We start from the raw sequence: 18814 nt of genomic DNA, 5'->3' as shown, positions 1-18814 counted from the left end.
GGCTGATTTTGTCCACCGGCCAGTCCCGCCAGGCTGATGCGGCGAAATTCGCATGCATTCAAAATAGCGTGATCCGCCCTATAGCACCAATCGGCTGATGAGCTAGCCTTACGCGGCTTCCGCTCAATTGGCATCCCTGCAGATCACGATCGGATCGGACAGCGCGCTGTCGAAACCACTGCCCTGGTAGATTGTGACGTTCGCGGCCCCTGGCGGCAACATGAAGGTGCCTTCAACGACTTTCTGGTCACCAGCCGTTGTGTGCAAGGCCCAGCTAAAGGTGCAGAACTGGTTTGGCGCCTTGGGATTGACGTGGCTGCAGTTCAATTGCGCCCCACCCAGCATGGCGGCGCCACCGCAACTGGCAGCACCCTGCGCGACCGCTAGGCTCGGGTATCCTGCCAGGGTCACCAGGGTCGCGATCTTGAGCCAATTCATCATCATGTCCTCGCCGGAAATCCGACATTACCGCAACTTTTGCTGCACGCAGCACGTGCGACATTTTTTACCAAACGGGTTAATCCGTCTTGTGCGCGGCGTCCAGCAGGATTATAAGCATAGGTGATAATAAGCATGCCTACTAAAAGTCGCGTCAACAACCCCGACACTCCCCATGGCATCTTCACCCAACATCAGCTTCGTGCTGCACGATGTGGCGCGCCTGCTCAGAAAGCGGTTTGAGCAGCGTTCCCGGACCTTCGGACTGACCCGGACCCAATGGCAGGTCCTGGCCTATCTGTCCCGCAACGAAGGCATCCACCAGACCAAGCTGGCCGACCTCGTCGAGACGATGCCGATCACGCTCGCCCGGCTGCTCGACAAGATGGAAGCCAAGGGGCTCATTGAACGGCGGCCCAATCCCGCCGACCGCAGGGCATGGCTGCTCTACCTCACCCCCAAGGCGCATCCGCTGCTCGATATCATGCGCGACAACGGCCAGAAAACGCGAAACGAAGCCTTTGTCGGCCTTTCGGATGATGAGCAGCAGCACCTGCTGCAAACCCTTTGCCTGATGAAATCCAATCTGTTCGAGGCTTGCGTCCAGCCAGTCGTCGGCCGGGAGAAAGTACATGACTGATTCAACCTCACCCAAGAAATATGAAGAGGAACCGGTCGAGGGGGCCTCATCCGCGCCCCGCGCCGGCGATCAGGTGATCCGGCTCGACAGCGAGCGCGAACAGAGGAAGGCCAGTCCCGTCATCGTTGACGACGAGCCGGAAACACCCGTTGCACTGGCGCCGGCGGCACTGGAGGCTCCGGCCACGCAGCCCCAGCAAGCACCGGTTGCCGTTGCACCGCCGCCGGCACCGGCGCCGGTCAAGCCCAGGCGCAGCCTGAGGCGACCGATCCTTTTTGCCCTGCTTCCGGTCGCGCTGGTCATCGGCGGCTATTATTATGTTACCGGCGGCCAGGTGATGACGACCGACAATGCCTATATCCAGGCCCAGTCGCTCGGCGTTTCCACCGATGTCTCCGGCACGGTCTCCGAAATCAATGTGCACGACAATCAGGCGGTCAAGAAGGGCGACGTGCTTTTCCGGTTGAGGCCGCCCTCTTTCGAAACCGCTCTCGCCGCTGCTCAGGCCCAGCTCGGAACTGTGCGCAACCAGGTGCTGACCTTGCAGGCGAGCTACCAGCAGTCGCAGGCACAGATCGAGCAGGCTGAGGCCGATATTCCCTATTACGAGGCCGCCTTCGCCCGCCAGCAGGATCTTCTCAAGACATCCACGGCCTCCAAAGCGACCTTCGACAGCGCCCAGCACGACCTCGTGGCGGCCCGCCAGAAAGTGTCTGTCGCCAAGGCACAGGCACAGGCGATGCTTGCCCAGCTCGGTGGCGACGCCAACCAGCCCATCGAGAAGAACCCCTTCTATCTCCAGACCCAGTCGGCCGTTGACGACGCCCAGCGCAATCTCAATGATTCCATCGTCAAGGCGCCGTTCGACGGCATCGTCACCAATGTCGACGCGCTTCAGGTCGGTCGGTACCTGCCGGCTTCGCAGCCCGCATTCAGCCTGGTGTCGTCAACCGACCTGTGGATCGCGGCGGAGCCGAAGGAAACCGAGCTGACCTATGTCCGTCCCGGGCAGACGGCGACCATCAGCGTCGACACTTATCCTGGCACGGTCTGGCATGGCACGGTCGCCAGCATCAGCCCGGCTTCGTCGTCGAGCTTCTCGTTGCTTCCCGCGCAGAACACCACCGGCAACTGGGTCAAGGTCGTGCAGCGCATTCCCATGCGCGTCACCGTCGATGATCTCCAGGACAAGCCGCCGCTCAGGGGCGGAATGAGCGTCGTCGTCGGCATCGATACCGGCCATGCGCGCGGCCTGCCGGACTTCGTGACGGATCTCATGAAAAGGTTCGGGTTGGCATCATGACCAGCACGTCCGCGACAGGTGGCACATCGGTGATCGCCAATCGCGGCGCCATCACCGCCTGCGTGATCCTGGCCGTCATCATGCAGGCGCTGGACACGACCATCGCCAACGTCGCGCTGCCCTACATCCAGGGCAGCGTGTCGGCGAGCGCCGACCAGATCAATTGGGTGCTGACCTCCTACATCGTCGCGGCGGCCGTCATGACGCCGCCTTCCGGCTACCTTGCCAATCGCTTCGGCCGCAAGCGCATCCTGCTGACGTCCATCACCGGTTTCGTCGTCGCCTCGGTGCTTTGCGGCTTCGCGCAGTCGCTGCCGCAGATCGTCGGCTTCCGTCTGCTGCAGGGTCTGTTCGGCGCCGCTCTCGTCCCGCTGTCGCAGAGCATCCTGCTGGATATCTACAGCGTGGAAGAACGCGGCTCGGCCATGGCGCTGTTCGGTGTCTCCGTCATGGTCGGACCGGTGCTCGGGCCGGTCATCGGCGGCTGGCTGACCGAAAATGTCAGCTGGCGCTGGGTCTTCTACATCAATGTGCCGATCGGCGCCCTGGCTTTCGCGGGCGTGTGGATGTTCGTCCAGGAAACGAAGGTGGACATCAGGGCAAGGCTCGACTGGCTGGGGTTCAGTATGCTCAGCATCGCCATCGCGGCCCTGCAGATGTTTCTCGATCGCGGCGAGCAGCTCAACTGGTTCTCATCGTCCGAGATCATCATCGAGGCGCTGGTTTGCGCATCGGCCTTCTATATCTTCCTCGTCCACACCTTCACCGCCCGCAACACCTTCGTGAATCCAAGACTGTTCCTCGACAGGAACTTTGCTGTCGGCATGGTCTTCATTTTCATCATCGGCATCACCTATCTGGCCTCGCTGGCCTTGATGACGCCCTATCTGCAGACGCTGATGGGCTATCCTGTGGTGACCGCTGGCATCGTCATGGGTCCGCGTGGACTTGGCACCATGGCGTGCATGTTCCTGGTCGGCAAGCTGATCGGCAAGGTCGACACGCGCTGGCTGCTGCTGACCGGCCTGCTGGTTACCGCCTGGGCCATGTACGACATGACCGGCTGGACACCCGACGTCTCGCAATGGACGATCATCAGCACCGGCTTCATTCAGGGTGCGGGGCTCGGCTTCCTGTTCGTTCCGCTGACGACCATCACCTTCGCCACGCTGGCTCCGGAGCGGCGCTCTGAAGGAACCGGCCTCTACAATCTGTCGCGAAACATAGGCTCCAGCGTGGGCATATCGGTCGTCACCGCGCTTCTGACGCAGAACGTGCAGATCAACCATGCCAACATCGCCACCTATGTGACGCCCTACAACCACGCGTTCGGCAACCCGGCGATCTTCCAGGCCATGAACCCCTATACCGCGGCGGGTCGTGCCGCGCTCGACGGCGTGGTCACGCTGCAGGCGACGATCATCAGCTATATGAACGATTTCAAGCTGATGATGATCCTGTCGCTGGCCGCCATCCCGCTGGTTCTGCTGCTGCGCAAGCCGACGACGCCGGCCAAGGTCGACCACAGCGCCATCGCGGAATAAGGCTGCCGCATCATCGACGGCACACAAAAAACCGGGGCTCCGCAGGATATGCGGAGCCCCGACCGTTGCCGAGACGGCTCCCCCAAACCTTGCCTCTCGCGAAGCTGGGAAGGCGGCCCAGGAGGCCGAGGGGCGCCTTCCCCCACTGGAGCCGTTACTTCGGCAACAGCACCTTGTTGACGACGTGGATGACGCCGTTCGACTGGTTGACGTCGGCGATCGTCACGCGGGCTTCACCGCCGGAATCATCCACGATGTAGAGCTTGCCGCTCTTGACCTCGGCCGTCAGCGTATCGCCGCTGACGGTCTTCATCTCATATTTGCCGCCCATTGCCTTGGCCTTCTTCATCATTTCGGCGCCCGAAATCTTGCCGGCAACGACATGCGCGGTCAGGATCTTGGTGAGTTTGCCTTTGTTCTCAGGCTTCAACAGTGTGTCGACCGTGCCCTTGGGCAATGCGGCAAACGCCTCGTTGGTCGGCGCAAAGACGGTGAACGGGCCGGCGCCCTGCAGCGTGTCGACAAGCCCGGCGGCCTTGACCGCGGCGACCAGCGTCGTGTGATCCTTGGAGTTGACGGCGTTCTGGATGATGTTCTTGTTGGCGTACATCGCCGCGCCGCCGACCATCGGATCCTTGGCATAGGCGGGGGCGAGCATCGTGGCGCTGGCGATGAATGCCGAAAACGCAATGGTTCTGAACGACTGGAAACGCATGACTTCCTCCGTGCAATGGCTCGCCGAAATTGACGGCCCTGGAATTTTGCTACGGAAGCAGTCACGGCATGCGGCGAGGCAAAGTTTCACGGCTCGCCAGAAACATCGGCCGCCGTGCCAACAAAAAAGCCCCGGGCGGACCGGGGCTTTTGGATTATCGGGAGCGCGGTCTATTCCGCCGGTGATGGTTTCTTTCGAAACAGCGCGACCAGATTGTCCCACAATTCGATCTTGGCACCCTGGCGCTTCATGATCACGCCCTGCTGCAGGATCGACAGCGTGTTGTTCCAGGCCCAGTAGATGACGAGGCCCGCCGGGAAACCGGCCATCATGAAGGTGAAGATGACGGGCATCCAGGTGAAGATCGCGGCCTGCGTCGGATCTGGCGGCGTCGGGTTCATGCGCATCTGCAGGAACATGGTGACGCCCATGATCAGCGGCCAGACGCCGATCATCAGCATGTGCGGCAGGGTGATCGGAACGAGGCCGAACAGATTGAAGATCGAGGTCGGATCCGGCGCCGCCAGATCCTGGATCCAGCCGAAGAACGGCGCGTGCCGCATCTCGATGGTGATGTAGAGCACCTTGTAGAGCGAGAAGAAGACCGGAATCTGCAGCGCCACCGGCCAGCAGCCGGCGAGCGGGTTGATCTTCTCGGTCTTGTACAGCTCCATCATCGCCTGCTGCTGCTTCATCTTGTCGTCCGCGTATTTCTCGCGGATTTCCAGCATCTTGGGCTGCACCTTCTTCATGTTCGCCATCGACGCGTAGGACTTGTTGGCGAGCGGGAAGAAGATGGCCTTGACGATGACGGTCGTCGCCAGGATGGCGAGGCCGAAATTGCCCAGGAATTTGTAGAGCGTATCGATCAGCCAGAACATCGGCTTGGTGATGAAGTGGAACCAGCCCCAGTCGATCAAGAGGTCGAACCGCTTGATGTGGCGGTCTTCGGCATAGGCGTTGATCTTGGCGACTTCCTTGGCGCCGGCGAAGACCGCGGTCTCGACGGTCGCGGACTGGCCGGCATCGATATTGATCGGGTCGGTGAGGAAGTCCGACTGGTAGCGATGGCGGCCGTCCTCGAAAAAGGCGAAGCGCGGCTGGAACGGCTGCTTCTCGCTCGGAACTAGCGTCACCGCCCAGTATTTGTCGGTGATGCCCAGCCAGCCATCGGTCGACTTGCCCGGCGTTACCTGCTTGTCCTTCTCGATGGAGGCATATTTGTGCTCCTGGAGGCCCTCGGTGCCGGTGAAGCCGATCAGGCCCTCATGCAGCACGTAGGTGCTGGCCACGGCCGGCTTGTCGTAGCGGGTGACGCGGCCATAGTTGAACAGCGAAACGGCGCTGCTCCCGGAATTCTGCACCGTATCCGAGACCGTGAACATGTAGTTGTCGTCGACGGAGATGGTGCGCTTGAAAGTCAGGCCCCTGTCGTTGGTGTAGGTGAGCGTCACCGGCGTCGACGGGGTCAGCGTCGGATTGCCGTCCACGCTCCACACCGTCTCCGCGCCTGGCACCGCACCGGTCTTTTCGTTGCCGACAAAGCCTATCTCGGCGAAATAGCCGGTGGGCAGTGCCTGCGGGTTCAGCAGCGATATCTCGGGCGAATTCTTGTCTACGGTTTCGGTGTAGTGCTTGAGCTTGAGGTCATCGAGACGCGCACCGACCAGGTTGATCGAGCCTTCCAGGCTCGGTGTGTCGATCTTGACGCGCTTTGAAGCCGTCAGCGCCTGGTCGCGGCTGGCCGCGGTCACGGCTTCGCCGCCGGACGTGTTCGGAATGGTGCCTTGCGGCGTCGGCGTCGGCGTCCCGGAGGCGCCTGGATTGGCGCCAGTCGTCTTCTTCTGCTCCTCCACGCGCTGCTGCTCGACCTTGGCGGCCTCGCGCTGCGCCTCCACGCGCGGGTTCATGTAGAACACCTGCCATAGAGTGAGGATCAGCACCGACAGCGCGATGGTGATGAAGAAGTTACGGTTGTTTTCCATCGAGAGCCCTTGGCCTATCGTGTTCCGCGAATTCGGCGGGAGAGTTCGGCCTTCAACTGGCCGAAGGGGGCGGAGAGCACATCTTCGCGTCCGACGATGACATAATCATTGCCGGGCACCATGTCATCTGCGGCATGGATGCGTACGGCTTCCCTGAGCCGCCGCCTGACGCGGTTGCGCACGACTGCGTTGCCCACCTTCTTGGTGACGGTGTAACCGACGCGCGGCGCCTCGCGGTCGCCGCGGTCGAGGACCTCGACGAGGAAAAGCCGCCCGCGTCGCTTTTCACCACGACGGACGGCCAGGAATTCCGCGCGTTTCAGAAGCCGCTTGGGATTTGGCCCCACTGGCTTGCCGGTTGCGGACAACGATTTCGTCTTCCGCTTTAGGCGCTGAGCCGCTTGCGACCGCGATTGCGGCGAGCTGCGACGACGCCACGACCACCCTTGGTGGCCATGCGGGCACGGAAGCCGTGCCGGCGTTTGCGGACGAGTTTGGACGGTTGGTAGGTACGCTTCATTTGTTTTAATACCGCGGGGTGCGGCCCTTCTTGTGTCTGTCACTTTGTAACAGGAGCTTTGCCGGGCCGGTTTTGGCGCGATCGAAACCGCGCCGGGACGAATGGCCCGAGCGTGTGCGGGCTTATAGAAAGAAGGCTTTTGGAAGTCAATCCAGCGTTGACAGGGTCGATCGCCCGACGTCGTCACGTCGATGGCACCAGATGCTTGCCTGTGCGTTTGTGTCTCGATGAAGGATGAAATTGGCAAAAAAGCCGTAATCGCCTAGTCTTGGCTGATCAAGTGATCGTGAAGACAGAATCGCATGAGTGAAACCGTCCCCGCGGAAGAAGGCACCGGACCGGCGAAAACCGCCGCCCGGCGGGTGCCCTTGTCGCGCGGACTGTCGACAAAGCTGCTGCTGCTCACCATCGTTTTCGTGCTGCTGGCGGAAGTTCTGATCTTCCTGCCCTGGATCGCCAGCTACCGGCTGAGCTGGCTGAAGGAGAGGCTCAGCACCGCCGCCGCCGTGTCCATCGTCCTGGTTGAGGGTGAATCCCCGTCCCTGTCACGAGCGGCCCAGAACGACGTGCTGATGTCGATCGGCGCCAAGGCCATCGCGGTGCGCGACGGCGGCGTCTCGCGGCTGCTGGTGGTGGCCGAGATGCCGCCGCAGGTCGACGAGCACATCGATCTCGCCAGCATAGGCATGATCAAGGGAATGACCGGGGCGCTGGATACGCTGTTCTTCGGCGGCGACCGCATGCTGCGCGTCTTCGGGCCGGTCGGCGAGAGCGACAAGGAGTTCGAGCTGATCATGCCGGACTACAGGTTGCGCAACGCCATGCTCGTCTATTCGCGCAATGTCGCCTTCGTCTCGCTGCTGATCTCGCTGTTCACCGCGATGCTGGTCTACGCAGCCATCGACCTGATCATGATCGGGCCGATCCGGGCGATGACGCGCTCCATGCTGTCCTTCTCCGAGGCTCCCGACGATCCCAGACGCATCATTCATCCGGCTGATCGCGCCGACGAGATCGGCGTCGCCGAGCGTGAACTGTCGCAGATGCAGGAGCGCCTGCAGAAGATGCTGTCCGAGCAGAAGCATCTCGCCGACCTTGGACTCGCCGTGTCGAAGATCAACCACGACATGCGCAACATCCTGGCTTCGGCGCAGCTGATGTCGGACCGCCTGCGCCAGGTGAAAGACCCCACCGTGCAGTCGTTCGCGCCGAAACTTCTGCGCGCGCTCGACCGGGCCGTCTCCTATTCGGAAGGCGTGCTGGCCTATGGTCGCACGCAGGAGCCGGCGCCTTCGCGTCGCAGGGTGCGGCTGCGCCAATTGGTCGAGGATGTGCACGGCCTGCTCGACATCGGCGAGGGCATCGAGTTCGTCAATGGCGTCGAACCGGCCTTCGAGGTGGATGCAGACTCCGACCAGCTGTTTCGCGTGCTCACCAATCTGTGCCGCAATTCCGTGCAGGCCATGGCGGCGGACAGCGAAAACGCGCTGATCCGGCGTCTAGCCGTGTCGAGTGAGCGCCTGGGCAGTGTCAGCCGCATCGTCGTCACCGACACCGGGCCGGGCCTGCCGCCAAAGGCCCGCGAGAACCTGTTCGCGGCGTTCCGTGGCTCGGCGCGCAGCGGCGGCACTGGGCTGGGCCTGGCGATCGCCCATGAATTGATCCGCGCCCATGGCGGGACCGTGGAGCTTGTCGAGAGCATTGGCGGCCGCACCACATTCGCGGTCACCATCCCCGACCAGCCTGTCCGGCTCGATCAGGCCCGCAACGGCCTGCGCCGCCCGGCCTGATCAGTTATTTCGTGCGGCGCCTGTCGCGCGGCCTCTGATGCTGGCGCCGGCTCCGTCAGCCTTGCCGTCATTTGATTGACACATCCCTGGCAAAACTTTTGCACAGCGGCTTGCTTTTCGCAAAATCAGTCGCTAGTGAACGCTTCATGTTCGTGACCGGTCGTCAGGATCGGTTCGCGAGGCCATGCAATGTATGGCCTGTTGCGCGCCCGTAGCTCAGCTGGATAGAGCACCAGACTACGAATCTGGGGGTCAGGAGTTCGAATCTCTTCGGGCGCGCCATTTGACTCTGCAAACTGTCCCCTTGGGTCAAACCGGCTTTGCTTGCTTCCAATAAGCCGTCCGTCCGTGGGGCCGTAGGGCGCCCGTTCAAACAGCGGCGAAAACGACCTTCTGGGAGAGGCCGCCGCCAGGGCGGTTCTCCAACACAATGGTTCCGCCATAGCGTTCGATGATTTCCTTGGCGATGGCGAGGCCGAGGCCCGCGCCCGGGACGGATTGCCGGCGGGCGGGATCGACGCGGAAAAACGGCTCGAATGCCTTGTTCAGCAGTTCCGCCGGGATGCCCGGCCCGTTATCGGCAATGGTGAGCACGGCCTGTCCGCCCGTGGCGGACAGCGAGACGTCACAGCCCTTGCCATGCGTGGCGGCGTTGACGATCAGGTTGCGCAACGCCCGGCGCAGGCCAAGCGCGCCGGCCCGCACGAAGACCTTGTCGAGATGCCGCATCGATACCGCATGTCCAAGCGAGGTCATCTCGGTTTCGAGATCGCGGACCACTCTTTCCAGATCCACCGGCTCGACCGCGTCCTGGTCCACCTCCTCGCGGACCAGCCGGATGGCGCTGTCGGCGATGCGGTCGAGCTCATCGAGATCGTGAAGCCATTTGTCGCGTTCCTCTTCGAGGAACTCGGCGCGCAGGCGCATGCGCGTCATCGGCGTGCGCAGGTCGTGGCCGGCGGCGGCGACCAGGCGCATGCGGCTCTCCATGGCTGTCCGCAGCCTGGATGACAGCTGGTTCAGCGCATGCGCCGTCGCCTTGACTTCGGCCGAGCCCACTTCCGGAACCGCCGCCAGCACGCCATCCGATCCGATCTTGGAGACAGCGGTTTCCAGCATTTCGAGTGGCCGGATGAGCACGGCGGTGAAATAGACCGAGACGGCCGTGGCGCCGGCGACGATCAGCGAGATCCAACCGGCGAGAACCAGCCACTCGCGCCTTGGCGGACTGATGTGGGGAACTTCCAGGATCGCCCAGCGATTGTCGGGCAGGCGCACCGATGCAAGCTGCCCGGGTTCATCCCCCTTGTCGGTGACAAAAGCCAGAAGGTCGAGACCCCGGCGGCGCAGTATGTCGTTGAGCATCCCCGTTTTTGGGCGGTCCACCTTGCCGCTTGCGGGATGGTCGCTCAGTTGTACCCGCAGAACGTCCGGAATCTGATCAGGCGCAAGCCGGACCACGAGTTCCATCTGTTGGGCAACCCATGGCACGGTCAATTCCGGGGGCGGTCCTCCACCCCGGACGCTGAGTACTGCGACTGTTGCCAGGCCGACCACGCCGACGATCGAGGCGACCAGCAACAGGATGAGGCGCCGGCGTAGCGAGTTCATGCCCCGGTCTCCGCCGCCTCGACGCGCGCGGTGAGCTGGTAGCCGCCATTGCGCACCGTCTTGAACAGCGGCCCGTCGCCGGTTTCCGTGAATTTGCGGCGCAGCCGGCTCATCAGCACATCGACGGAGCGTTCGAGCGGATCGCGCCCGCGGCCTTGCGTCAGATCGAGAAGCTGGTCTCGCGACAAAAGCCGGCCGGGACGGTCGAGAAACACCTGCAGCAGGTCGAACTCGGCGCCGGTGAGATCGATGGCCACGCCTTGCGCATCCGTCACCTTGCGGGTGTCCGGCTCCAGCCTGTAGCTGGCGAAGCGATAGATACGTGGGCGTGGTGGCGCTGGCGCGTCGTCGGGCGCCGAGCGCCTCAGCACGGCGCGGATACGGGCGGTGAGTTCGCGCGGATTGAAGGGCTTGCCGAGATAGTCGTCGGCCCCAAGCTCCAGGCCGATGATGCGGTCGACATCCTCCTTCAGCGCCGTCAGCAGGATGACGGGGATATGCGGTTTGCGGTCACGCAGGCCGCGGCAGATATCGAGCCCCGAGCCGTCTGGCAGCATGACGTCGAGCACCATCAGGTCGAACTGGCTCGAGCCAAGCTTCTGCTCGCATTCGCGCCGGTCCGCGGCCGCCGAGACGCGAAAGCCCTGCCCGTCGAGATAGCGCTGGAGAAGTGTCCTGATCTCGCGGTCGTCGTCAACGACGAGGATATGGGGTTGTGACTGCATTGCCCTGCCGTTCTGCCTTGCCTGCTCTCGATTATAGGGAGAGTGGCGCCCCGCGGCATGGAAATTTGCAACGCAATGTTTCCGGCTGGGCACGGGAAACATTCGGAAACAAATTGCCCTTTTGCGGAAACCTTCGGCAACAAACCGACGCGAAGCGGAAAAAGTCGCCTCCTATCTTCCTGCCCACCGAAGCATGAGAGAAAGGAACAACATGATGCGAAGCAGACTTCTTGCGCTCGGCCTGTTTTCTGTCGCGGCCGTCCATCCGGCGCTGGCGGCGCAGCCCGATCCCGGGCCGGGTGAGCAGCCACCCGCCATGGCAATGCAGGATGGACCGGATCATGGCCCGATGGCTTGGTTCGGCCAGAATGGGGTTGGCCCGCATGGACCGATGCGGGCCGGTCCGCAAGGTTTTAGGCCCGAAGGCTTTGGACCCCGCCGCATGGGGCCGCCGCCGGAATTCATGCTCGCGGCCCGGCTTTCGGCGCTGGAGACCCGCATTGGCATCCGTGCCGAGCAGCTCGATGCGTGGCGCGACTACACCAGCGCGCTGCAGGCCGTGCTTTCACCGGCACGGCCCGACCATGGTCGTGGTGGACCAGGCGACCCGGATGCCGCAGGCCCGGAAGCCAAGCGTGACCCCTTTGCCTTCCAGGAAAGGCTGGCTGACGACGTCACCGCTCGCGCGGTTTCGGCCGCCAAGCTGAAGGATGCGATCACGGTGCTGCGCACCACACTGACACCCGAACAGCTCGAAATCCTTGCTTCGGCGGATAGGCCACATGGACCACCCCCCGGTCTGTTGGCCAACCCGCCGGATGACGCAGCCGGCTCCGAAGGTCCGTCCGACAATGGCAGACAGCTTCCGCCTCCCCCACCCCGGGAAGGCGAGCAGCTCTGACCGGCTGCGCCGGCCGGCCCGTGGGCCCAACCGTGTCGGGCCGGCCGGCTCTTCGCCAGATAGCGGCGTATCCCGCTATCGGATCGTTCAAATCATGGAATGGAGCACGTCAATGTGGGAAGCCATGATGATGCTGCGGCTGATCGCATCGGCCAGTCCAAGGTTGTCGGTCAGTCGTGCCGGCCGCGGCCTGCCGCTGGCCGGACGCGGCTTGCCGCTGGCCGGACGCATCACACCCCCGGCCTTGCCGGTCGACACGCTAAAGGGCGCGATCCGACTGAACTTCGCCGCGTGGCGCCTGTCGCTTCCGCTTTCGCAGCCGCCCCACGGACATCATGACCGCAAGACCGCGTAAGGCTTGGCATGTCGCCGCGGATCGGGATATTGATGGCGATGGGCATCGCGGCCGGGAACTCGATCATCGAGTACGCCCCGGCCGCGAAGAAGGAGCGTGACATGAGCCGCTTCGAAGCATTGCTCGGCACCGCCCATAGAGGGGCGCGGCCTGTCGTCATGACATCGACTGCCTTGACCGGCAGGTTCACCCGCTCGACCTCGCCTCTGTTGGCCCGCATCCAGGCTCCGCTCCTGGCGGAGCGGTCCGGTGCCGGCGGCCACGCGACCGCAACTCCAGGGAAAGATCCAGGACATGCCCATCCCCAGCCCGTTTCCTTTGTCGGCTAATCCATTCAGGCGCGCGCCCTGGGCTGCAATGCTTGCCGCCGCCGTTTTCCTGGCTGCCTGTTCGCAGGAACAAAGCAAGGCTCCCGCCGGCATGGGCGGTGCAGGCAAGCCCGAGGTCGGCGTCGTCACCGTGCATCCGCAATCGGTGGCCATCACCGCCGAGTTGCCGGGACGCACCACGGCCTCGCTGACCGCGGACGTGCGTCCGCAGGTGAACGGCATCATCCAGGCGCGCCTGTTCAAGGAGGGCAGCGAGGTGGTGGCCGGGCAGCCGCTCTACCTCATCGACCCCGCGAGCTACCAGGCAGCCTATGACAGCGCGGTCGCGGCCCAGCAGAAGGCCGAAGCGGCAGTGCCTACGGCGCAGGCCAAGTTCGACCGCTATGCCGGATTGCTGAAGCAGAATGTGGTCTCGAAACAGGATTACGACGATGCCGCGGCCACGCTGGCACAGGCCAACGCGGATGTGGCGTCCGCCAAGGCCAGTGTCGAAGCCGCGCGCATCAATCTCGACTACACCAAGATCACCGCGCCGATCGCCGGCCGCATCGACAAGTCCTCGCTGACGCCAGGAGCCCTTGTCACCGCCAACCAGGATACCTTGCTCACCACCATCCGTGCGCTCGATCCGATCAATGTAGATGTCACGCAATCGAGCACCAATCTGCTCAATCTGCGCCAGGCGATCTCGGCGGGCCGGCTGAAGTTCAGCGGCCCCAATGTCAGCGTCAAGCTGAAGCTCGAGAACGGCACCATCTATTCGCAGACCGGCAAGTTGGAATTCTCCGGCGCCAATGTCGACCAGACCACCGGCACCTTCGCGCTGAGGGCCGAGTTCCCCAATCCGGACCGCCTGCTTCTGCCCGGCATGTATGTGCGGGCCCTGGTCGAGGAGGGTGTCGCCCAGAACAGTTTCCTGGTGCCGCAGCGCGCCGTCAGCCGCAACACCAAGGGCGAGGCGACGGCCATGGTCATCAATGCCGCGGGGAAGGTCGAGACGCGCGTCCTGACCGTGCGCAACACCATCGGCAACAATTGGCTGGTCGACGCAGGCGTCGGCGACGGCGACCGCGTCATTGTCGAGGGCATGCAACTGGTGCGCCCCGGCGGTGATGCGACGGGCGTCGAAGTGACGATCGACGAGACGACCGGAGAGGTCAAGGACCGCGCGCAGGGGACCTCGCAGGCATCGTCTCCATCCAAGATGGCCAGCAACCAGTCGACCGGGAACTGAGCCGATGTCCGCATTCTTCATCAACCGGCCGATCTTCGCCTGGGTGATCGCCATCGTGATCATGCTGGGCGGCCTCCTGGCGCTCACCACGCTGCCGATCTCGCAATATCCGCAGATCGCGCCCACCACGGTGAGCATCAGCGCGACCTATCCGGGCGCCGACGCCCAGACCGTCGAGAATTCGGTGACCAAGGTCATCGAGCAAGGCATGACCGGCATCGACAATCTCGACTACATGACGGCGACCTCGACCTCGACCGGCGCGGCCTCGATCATCCTGACGTTCACCAGTGCCGCCGATCCCGACACCGCCCAGGTGCAGACGCAGAACAAGCTGCAGCTGGTGCAGTCGCAACTGCCGCAGGTGGTGCAGAGCAACGGCATCACCGTCTCCAAATCCTCGACCGGCTTCCTGATGGTCATCGGCTTCGTCTCGAGCGACGGCAAGATGAACTCGACCGATCTCGCCGACTATATCAACGCCACCGTCAACGACACGCTGAAGCGCGTCGCGGGTGTCGGCTCGACGCAGCTGTTTGGCTCCGGCTATGCCATGCGCATCTGGCTGGATCCCGACAAGCTCGCCAAATATGCCTTGATGCCGAGCGACGTGGCCGCGGCGATCCAGGCGCAGAACACGCAGGTCTCCGCAGGCCAGCTCGGCGGCCGGCCGGCGCGCAAGGGCCAGCAGCTCAATGCCACGGTGACGGCCAAGAGCCGGCTGCAGACCGCCGAACAGTTCCGCAACATCATCCTGAAGAGCCAGACGGACGGCTCGCTGGTCCGCCTCAACGATGTCGCCACTGTCGAGCTCGGCGCCGAAAGCTATACGACATCGGCCAACTACAACGGCAAACCCGCGGCCGGCGTCGCCATCAATCTGGCCACCGGCGCCAACGCCATCAACACCGCCGAGGCCGTGCGCTCGACGATCAACCGTCTGAGTTCGACCTTCCCGCAAGGGGTCGAGGTCGTCTACCCCTACGACACCTCGCCTTTCGTTCGGCTGTCGATCGAGGAGGTGGTCAAGACGCTGGCCGAGGCGATCGTGCTGGTGTTCCTGGTGATGTTCATCTTCCTGCAGAACCTGCGCGCGACGATCATCCCGACCATCGCCGTGCCCGTGGTGCTGCTCGGCACGTTCGGCGTGCTCTCGCTGTTCGGCTATTCCGTCAATACGCTCACCATGTTCGCCATGGTGCTGGCCATCGGCCTGCTCGTCGACGACGCCATCGTGGTGGTCGAGAATGTCGAACGCGTCATGCAGGAGGAAGGGCTGCCGCCGAAGGAGGCGACGCGCAAGTCGATGAACGAGATCACCGGCGCGCTGATCGGCATCGCCACCGTGCTGTCGGCCGTTTTCGTGCCGATGGCTTTCTTCGGCGGCTCGACGGGCATCATCTACCGGCAATTCTCGGTGACCATCGTCTCGGCGATGGTGCTGTCCGTGCTGGTCGCGCTGGTGCTGACCCCGGCGCTGTGCGCCACGATCCTGCGGCCGCCCAAGGACCATGCGACGCAGACGGGTCCATTCGGCTGGTTCAACCGTGTCTTCGACCGCGGCACGACGGCCTACCGCGACGGCTCGCACGGCATCATCAACTGGGGCAAGCGCTTCCTCGTCGTCTTCCTGGTCATCGTCGTGGCGATGGGCTGGATGTTCGCCCGGTTGCCAAGTTCGTTCCTGCCGGAAGAGGACCAGGGCATCCTGATCACCAGCGTGCAATTGCCGGTCGGCGCGACGCAGGACCGCACCGACCGTGTGCTGGCGGAGGTCACGGATCATTATCTCAAGGAAGAAAAGGACGCGGTCGAGGGGGTCTTCACCGCCTCTGGCTTCGGCTTCGGCGGCGCCGGGCAGAATGTCGGCATCGGCTTTGTTCGGCTGAAGGATTTCAGCCAGCGCAAATCGCCGGCTTTGGCCGCACGGGCGATCGCTGGGCGCGCGATGGGCGCCTTCTCCAAGATCAGGGATGCGCAAGTCTTCGCGCTCGCTCCTCCCGCCATCCAGGGGTTCGGCAACACCAACGGTTTCGATTTCTACCTGCAGGACGTCAATGGCGCTGGCCATGACGCACTGATCCAGACGCGCAACCAGCTTCTGGGTCTTGCCGCGCAGAGCAAGCTGCTCACCAGCACGCGCCCCAACGGGCAGGAGGACCAGCCGCAATTCTCGGTCGACATCGACCAGGAGAAAGCCAGCGCGCTGGGCGTCAGCCTCGCCGACATCAACAACACGCTTTCGACCGCCTGGGGCAGCAACTACGTCAACGATTTCATCGATCGCGGGCGGGTGAAGCCGGTCTATATGCAGTCGGACGCGGACTTCCGGATGCAGCCGGAAGACCTCGACAAATGGCAGGTCCGCAATGCCAACGGCGCCATGGTGCCGTTCTCGGCCTTCGCCTCCAGCCACTGGACATTCGGCTCGCCCAGGCTCGAACGCTACAATGGTTCGGCGGCGGTCGAGATCCAGGGCGCGGCGGCCGCCGGCGTGAGTTCAGGTGCCGCCATGGACGAGATCGACAAGCTCGTCGCGCAACTGCCTGCCGGATATTCCCACGAATGGACAGGGCTGTCGCACCAGGAGCGGCTTTCGGGCAACCAGGCGACGTCGCTCTATGCGATCTCGGCACTGGTCGTGTTCCTGTGCCTGGCCGCGCTCTATGAGAGCTGGTCGATCCCGTTCGCGGTCATGCTGTCGGTGCCGATCGGCATCTTCGGCGCGCTCGCGGCGGCCACTCTGTTCGGTCAGACCAACGACGTCTACTTCAAGGTCGGCTTGCTGACCACGATCGGTCTCGCCGCCAAGAACGCCATCCTCATCGTCGAGTTCGCCATCGAGCGGCAGGCGGCCGGCATGGGACTTGTCGAGGCGACGCTGGAGGCGGCGCGACAACGTCTGCGACCGATCCTGATGACCTCGCTGGCCTTCATCCTCGGTGTCACGCCTCTCGCCATTGCCAGCGGCGCCGGCTCGGGGGCGCAGAACTCCGTCGGTATCGGCGTGATGGGCGGCATGATCGCGGCGACCGTGATCGGCGTGTTCCTGGTGCCGCTGCTGTTCGTCACGGTGCGCCGCATCTTCAAGGGCAGGGCGGCCAAGCCGGAGGCTGGGCCGAATACTGGGCCTGAGACTGGGCAAGATAAGGGCGAGACGCCGGCACCAGCCAACCAGCAATAAGGGTTTTCACATGACAGGTTCAGAACGTGGCCCGGTGGCCGCGAGGCGGCTCCTTGCGCCTATTTTCAGCGCAGCCCTTCTCGCCGGATGCGTCGTCGGCCCCGACTATCAAACGCCCATCCTGCCGATGCCGGCGAACTGGAGCGGCCAGAAGCCGGCGAAGTCTGCTCAACCGGCGCAGCTGGCGCGATGGTGGCAGCGGCTGCGCGATCCCGAGCTGGACAGTCTTGTCGAGGAAGCGGTTGCCGGTAATCTCGACGTTGCCACGGCGAAAGCCAAGATCCGCGAAGCGCGGGCAAGCTATCGCCAGAGCGCCGGTGCATTGCTGCCCTCGGTGGACGACTCCGGATCGGTCACCCACAACAAGTCGGCCGTGACGACGTCCGGCAGCAACGACATCTACAGCGAATACCAGGCGGGCTTCGACGCCAGCTGGGAACTCGACCTGTTCGGCGCCAACCGCAGGGGCGTCGAAGCCGCCCGCTATGGTTTGGACGCGTCCCAGGAGGAGCTGCGCTCGACCCTGCTGACCCTGGTTGGAGATGTCGCATCTTACTATGCCCAGGCGCGCGGCTATCAGGCGCGCATTGCGCTGGCCCGGCGCTCGGCCGCATCGCAAAGGCAGACCGCCGAACTGACCCGGCAGATGGCGCTGGCGGGCACGGCAACCGCGGCCGATGTCGCCAAGGCCATGGGGCAGGCCAGCAGCACGGAAGCCGCGATTCCGACGCTGGAAGCAAGCTATGCAGAGGCCATGCACCGTCTTTCGGTGCTCATCGGCCGGCCGCCGGCCGCACTTAGCGAGCGGCTGAAGCGCGGCGCCCCGATCCCGGCGCCGCGCCTGCCGATGCCGACCGGAATTCCCGCCGACATTCTGCTGTCGCGTCCCGACGTGCGCATGGCGGAACGCCAGTACGCGCAATATACCGCCAAGATCGGCCAGGCCGACGCGGCTCGCTATCCCTCGGTCAGCCTGACGGGAAACATCAGCACGGCCGCGCTGAAGCTCGGCGACCTCGGCAAGAGTTCGTCGATCGGCTGGTCGTTCGGGCCGGAGCTCAGCATGCCATTGTTCAACGCCGGCCAGTTGCAGGCGGCCGTCGATGTCGCCAAGGCCCAGCGCGACCAATATTTCATCGCCTACCGCTCCTCCGTGCTGACGGCGCTCGAGGATGTGGAGAATGCTCTTGTCTCGCTGTCGCAGGAGCGCATCAGGGTCGGCAAGCTTGCCTCCTCGGCGAAATCCTATGGCGAGGCGGCCCGCCTCGAAACCACGCTTTTCAAGGCCGGCGAGGCGAGCCTACTCGAAGTGCTCGACGCCGAGCGTTCGCTCTACACGGCCGAGGACACCATGCTGCAAAGCCGCGTCCTGGTCGCCACGCAATACATCGCGCTCAACAAGGCGCTGGGCGGCGGTTGGGACGGGACGGTCGACGCCGCGAAGCCCGAGATCGTCGACGTCAAGACCGGTCCGCGACTGGCGTCCAAGTCGGCGACGCAGTGAAAGGCCCGCGGTCCAGTCCTGTCGGGGCAGGCCCTG

17 protein-coding genes and 1 tRNA gene are annotated in these 18814 nt (G+C 63.9%); 11 read left to right on the top strand and 7 right to left on the bottom strand.

What is annotated here, in order from left to right:
* Positions 1–123: 123 nt before the first annotated feature.
* Entirely contained in the window at positions 124–438 is a 315-nt protein-coding gene (locus tag ABVQ20_RS21775) for a hypothetical protein (RefSeq protein WP_354461532.1), read from the bottom strand.
* Positions 439–613: 175 nt separating this feature from the next.
* Between ABVQ20_RS21775 and ABVQ20_RS21770 the strand changes: the two genes are divergently transcribed.
* From ABVQ20_RS21770 to ABVQ20_RS21760, 3 genes are read left to right on the top strand one after another with little or no spacing between them, the layout of a single operon-like run.
* The gene (locus ABVQ20_RS21770) at positions 614–1078 is read left to right on the top strand and encodes a MarR family winged helix-turn-helix transcriptional regulator (RefSeq protein ID WP_354461531.1); all 465 of its coding nucleotides are present in this window, start codon (positions 614–616) and stop codon (positions 1076–1078) included.
* Positions 1071–2381: an HlyD family secretion protein gene (locus tag ABVQ20_RS21765; protein ID WP_354461530.1), complete on the top strand. Its 1311-nt coding sequence runs from the start codon at positions 1071–1073 to the stop codon at positions 2379–2381. Before ABVQ20_RS21770 ends, ABVQ20_RS21765 begins: the two co-directional genes overlap by 8 nt.
* Positions 2378–3925 (top strand): DHA2 family efflux MFS transporter permease subunit, encoded by a 1548-nt coding sequence (locus ABVQ20_RS21760; protein WP_354461529.1) that lies wholly within the window; start codon positions 2378–2380, stop codon positions 3923–3925. Before ABVQ20_RS21765 ends, ABVQ20_RS21760 begins: the two co-directional genes overlap by 4 nt.
* A gap of 154 nt (positions 3926–4079) precedes the next feature.
* Here ABVQ20_RS21760 and ABVQ20_RS21755 read toward each other — a convergent pair whose 3' ends face one another.
* From ABVQ20_RS21755 to rpmH, 4 genes are all read right to left on the bottom strand, one after another.
* Positions 4080–4640: a fasciclin domain-containing protein gene (locus ABVQ20_RS21755; RefSeq protein ID WP_354461528.1), complete on the bottom strand. Its 561-nt coding sequence runs from the start codon at positions 4638–4640 to the stop codon at positions 4080–4082.
* A gap of 170 nt (positions 4641–4810) precedes the next feature.
* Positions 4811–6625, bottom strand: a complete 1815-nt coding sequence (gene yidC / locus ABVQ20_RS21750; RefSeq protein WP_354461527.1) for a membrane protein insertase YidC — start codon at positions 6623–6625, stop codon at positions 4811–4813.
* A 14-nt stretch (positions 6626–6639) separates the two neighbouring features.
* The gene (gene rnpA, locus ABVQ20_RS21745) at positions 6640–6993 is read right to left on the bottom strand and encodes a ribonuclease P protein component (RefSeq protein ID WP_354461526.1); all 354 of its coding nucleotides are present in this window, start codon (positions 6991–6993) and stop codon (positions 6640–6642) included.
* A gap of 17 nt (positions 6994–7010) precedes the next feature.
* Entirely contained in the window at positions 7011–7145 is a 135-nt protein-coding gene (gene rpmH, locus ABVQ20_RS21740) for a 50S ribosomal protein L34 (protein WP_008833937.1), read from the bottom strand.
* Between the two features lie 302 nt (positions 7146–7447).
* On the opposite strand from rpmH, the gene ABVQ20_RS21735 reads away from it, so the two are divergent.
* Together ABVQ20_RS21735 and ABVQ20_RS21730 are read left to right on the top strand one after the other, a co-directional pair.
* On the top strand, positions 7448–8935 hold the full coding sequence (locus ABVQ20_RS21735; protein WP_354461525.1) for an ATP-binding protein: 1488 nt from the start codon (positions 7448–7450) through the stop codon (positions 8933–8935).
* Positions 8936–9140: 205 nt separating this feature from the next.
* Positions 9141–9217 (top strand) — tRNA-Arg (locus tag ABVQ20_RS21730).
* A gap of 87 nt (positions 9218–9304) precedes the next feature.
* Here ABVQ20_RS21730 and ABVQ20_RS21725 read toward each other — a convergent pair.
* Together ABVQ20_RS21725 and ABVQ20_RS21720 are read right to left on the bottom strand one after the other, a co-directional pair.
* Positions 9305–10546, bottom strand: coding sequence for an ATP-binding protein (locus ABVQ20_RS21725; protein WP_354461524.1), 1242 nt, complete (start codon positions 10544–10546; stop codon positions 9305–9307).
* The gene (locus ABVQ20_RS21720; protein WP_354461523.1) at positions 10543–11271 is read right to left on the bottom strand and encodes a response regulator; all 729 of its coding nucleotides are present in this window, start codon (positions 11269–11271) and stop codon (positions 10543–10545) included. Before ABVQ20_RS21720 ends, ABVQ20_RS21725 begins: the two co-directional genes overlap by 4 nt.
* A 214-nt stretch (positions 11272–11485) precedes the next feature.
* Between ABVQ20_RS21720 and ABVQ20_RS21715 the strand changes: the two genes are divergently transcribed.
* The 6 genes from ABVQ20_RS21715 to ABVQ20_RS21690 all read left to right on the top strand — a co-directional run bounded on the left by ABVQ20_RS21715 (position 11486) and on the right by ABVQ20_RS21690 (position 18778).
* Positions 11486–12172, top strand: coding sequence for a hypothetical protein (locus tag ABVQ20_RS21715; RefSeq protein ID WP_354461522.1), 687 nt, complete (start codon positions 11486–11488; stop codon positions 12170–12172).
* Positions 12173–12284: 112 nt separating this feature from the next.
* Complete coding sequence (locus ABVQ20_RS21710; RefSeq protein ID WP_354461521.1) at positions 12285–12527, top strand: hypothetical protein; 243 nt, start codon at positions 12285–12287, stop codon at positions 12525–12527.
* Positions 12528–12535: 8 nt separating this feature from the next.
* The gene (locus tag ABVQ20_RS21705; protein WP_354461520.1) at positions 12536–12856 is read left to right on the top strand and encodes a hypothetical protein; all 321 of its coding nucleotides are present in this window, start codon (positions 12536–12538) and stop codon (positions 12854–12856) included.
* Complete coding sequence (locus tag ABVQ20_RS21700; RefSeq protein ID WP_354461519.1) at positions 12822–14090, top strand: efflux RND transporter periplasmic adaptor subunit; 1269 nt, start codon at positions 12822–12824, stop codon at positions 14088–14090. Before ABVQ20_RS21705 ends, ABVQ20_RS21700 begins: the two co-directional genes overlap by 35 nt.
* Positions 14091–14094: 4 nt before the next feature.
* Positions 14095–17274, top strand: a complete 3180-nt coding sequence (locus tag ABVQ20_RS21695; RefSeq protein WP_354461518.1) for an efflux RND transporter permease subunit — start codon at positions 14095–14097, stop codon at positions 17272–17274.
* A 10-nt stretch (positions 17275–17284) separates the two neighbouring features.
* Positions 17285–18778 (top strand): efflux transporter outer membrane subunit, encoded by a 1494-nt coding sequence (locus ABVQ20_RS21690; RefSeq protein WP_354461517.1) that lies wholly within the window; start codon positions 17285–17287, stop codon positions 18776–18778.
* Positions 18779–18814: the final 36 nt, after the last annotated feature.

It is taken from the genome of Mesorhizobium shangrilense (assembly GCF_040537815.1).
GTDB classification, from domain to species: domain Bacteria; phylum Pseudomonadota; class Alphaproteobacteria; order Rhizobiales; family Rhizobiaceae; genus Mesorhizobium; species Mesorhizobium shangrilense.
This window is presented reverse-complemented; position numbering and strand designations above follow the sequence as displayed.

Excerpts from the sequence above, each read along its gene's own strand:
- ABVQ20_RS21735 (WP_354461525.1), top strand. The coding sequence starts at position 7,448 with ATGAGTGAAACCGTCCCCGCGGAAGAAGGCACCGGACCGGCGAAAACC.
- ABVQ20_RS21705 (WP_354461520.1), top strand. The coding sequence starts at position 12,536 with ATGTCGCCGCGGATCGGGATATTGATGGCGATGGGCATCGCGGCCGGG.
- ABVQ20_RS21725 (WP_354461524.1), bottom strand. The coding sequence starts at position 10,546 with ATGAACTCGCTACGCCGGCGCCTCATCCTGTTGCTGGTCGCCTCGATC.
- ABVQ20_RS21775 (WP_354461532.1), bottom strand. The coding sequence starts at position 438 with ATGAATTGGCTCAAGATCGCGACCCTGGTGACCCTGGCAGGATACCCG.
- ABVQ20_RS21695 (WP_354461518.1), top strand. The coding sequence starts at position 14,095 with ATGTCCGCATTCTTCATCAACCGGCCGATCTTCGCCTGGGTGATCGCC.
- ABVQ20_RS21770 (WP_354461531.1), top strand. The coding sequence starts at position 614 with ATGGCATCTTCACCCAACATCAGCTTCGTGCTGCACGATGTGGCGCGC.
- ABVQ20_RS21700 (WP_354461519.1), top strand. The coding sequence starts at position 12,822 with ATGCCCATCCCCAGCCCGTTTCCTTTGTCGGCTAATCCATTCAGGCGC.
- yidC (WP_354461527.1), bottom strand. The coding sequence starts at position 6,625 with ATGGAAAACAACCGTAACTTCTTCATCACCATCGCGCTGTCGGTGCTG.
- ABVQ20_RS21755 (WP_354461528.1), bottom strand. The coding sequence starts at position 4,640 with ATGCGTTTCCAGTCGTTCAGAACCATTGCGTTTTCGGCATTCATCGCC.
- ABVQ20_RS21760 (WP_354461529.1), top strand. The coding sequence starts at position 2,378 with ATGACCAGCACGTCCGCGACAGGTGGCACATCGGTGATCGCCAATCGC.
- ABVQ20_RS21715 (WP_354461522.1), top strand. The coding sequence starts at position 11,486 with ATGCGAAGCAGACTTCTTGCGCTCGGCCTGTTTTCTGTCGCGGCCGTC.
- ABVQ20_RS21690 (WP_354461517.1), top strand. The coding sequence starts at position 17,285 with ATGACAGGTTCAGAACGTGGCCCGGTGGCCGCGAGGCGGCTCCTTGCG.
- ABVQ20_RS21765 (WP_354461530.1), top strand. The coding sequence starts at position 1,071 with ATGACTGATTCAACCTCACCCAAGAAATATGAAGAGGAACCGGTCGAG.
- ABVQ20_RS21710 (WP_354461521.1), top strand. The coding sequence starts at position 12,285 with ATGTGGGAAGCCATGATGATGCTGCGGCTGATCGCATCGGCCAGTCCA.
- ABVQ20_RS21720 (WP_354461523.1), bottom strand. The coding sequence starts at position 11,271 with ATGCAGTCACAACCCCATATCCTCGTCGTTGACGACGACCGCGAGATC.
- rpmH (WP_008833937.1), bottom strand. The coding sequence starts at position 7,145 with ATGAAGCGTACCTACCAACCGTCCAAACTCGTCCGCAAACGCCGGCAC.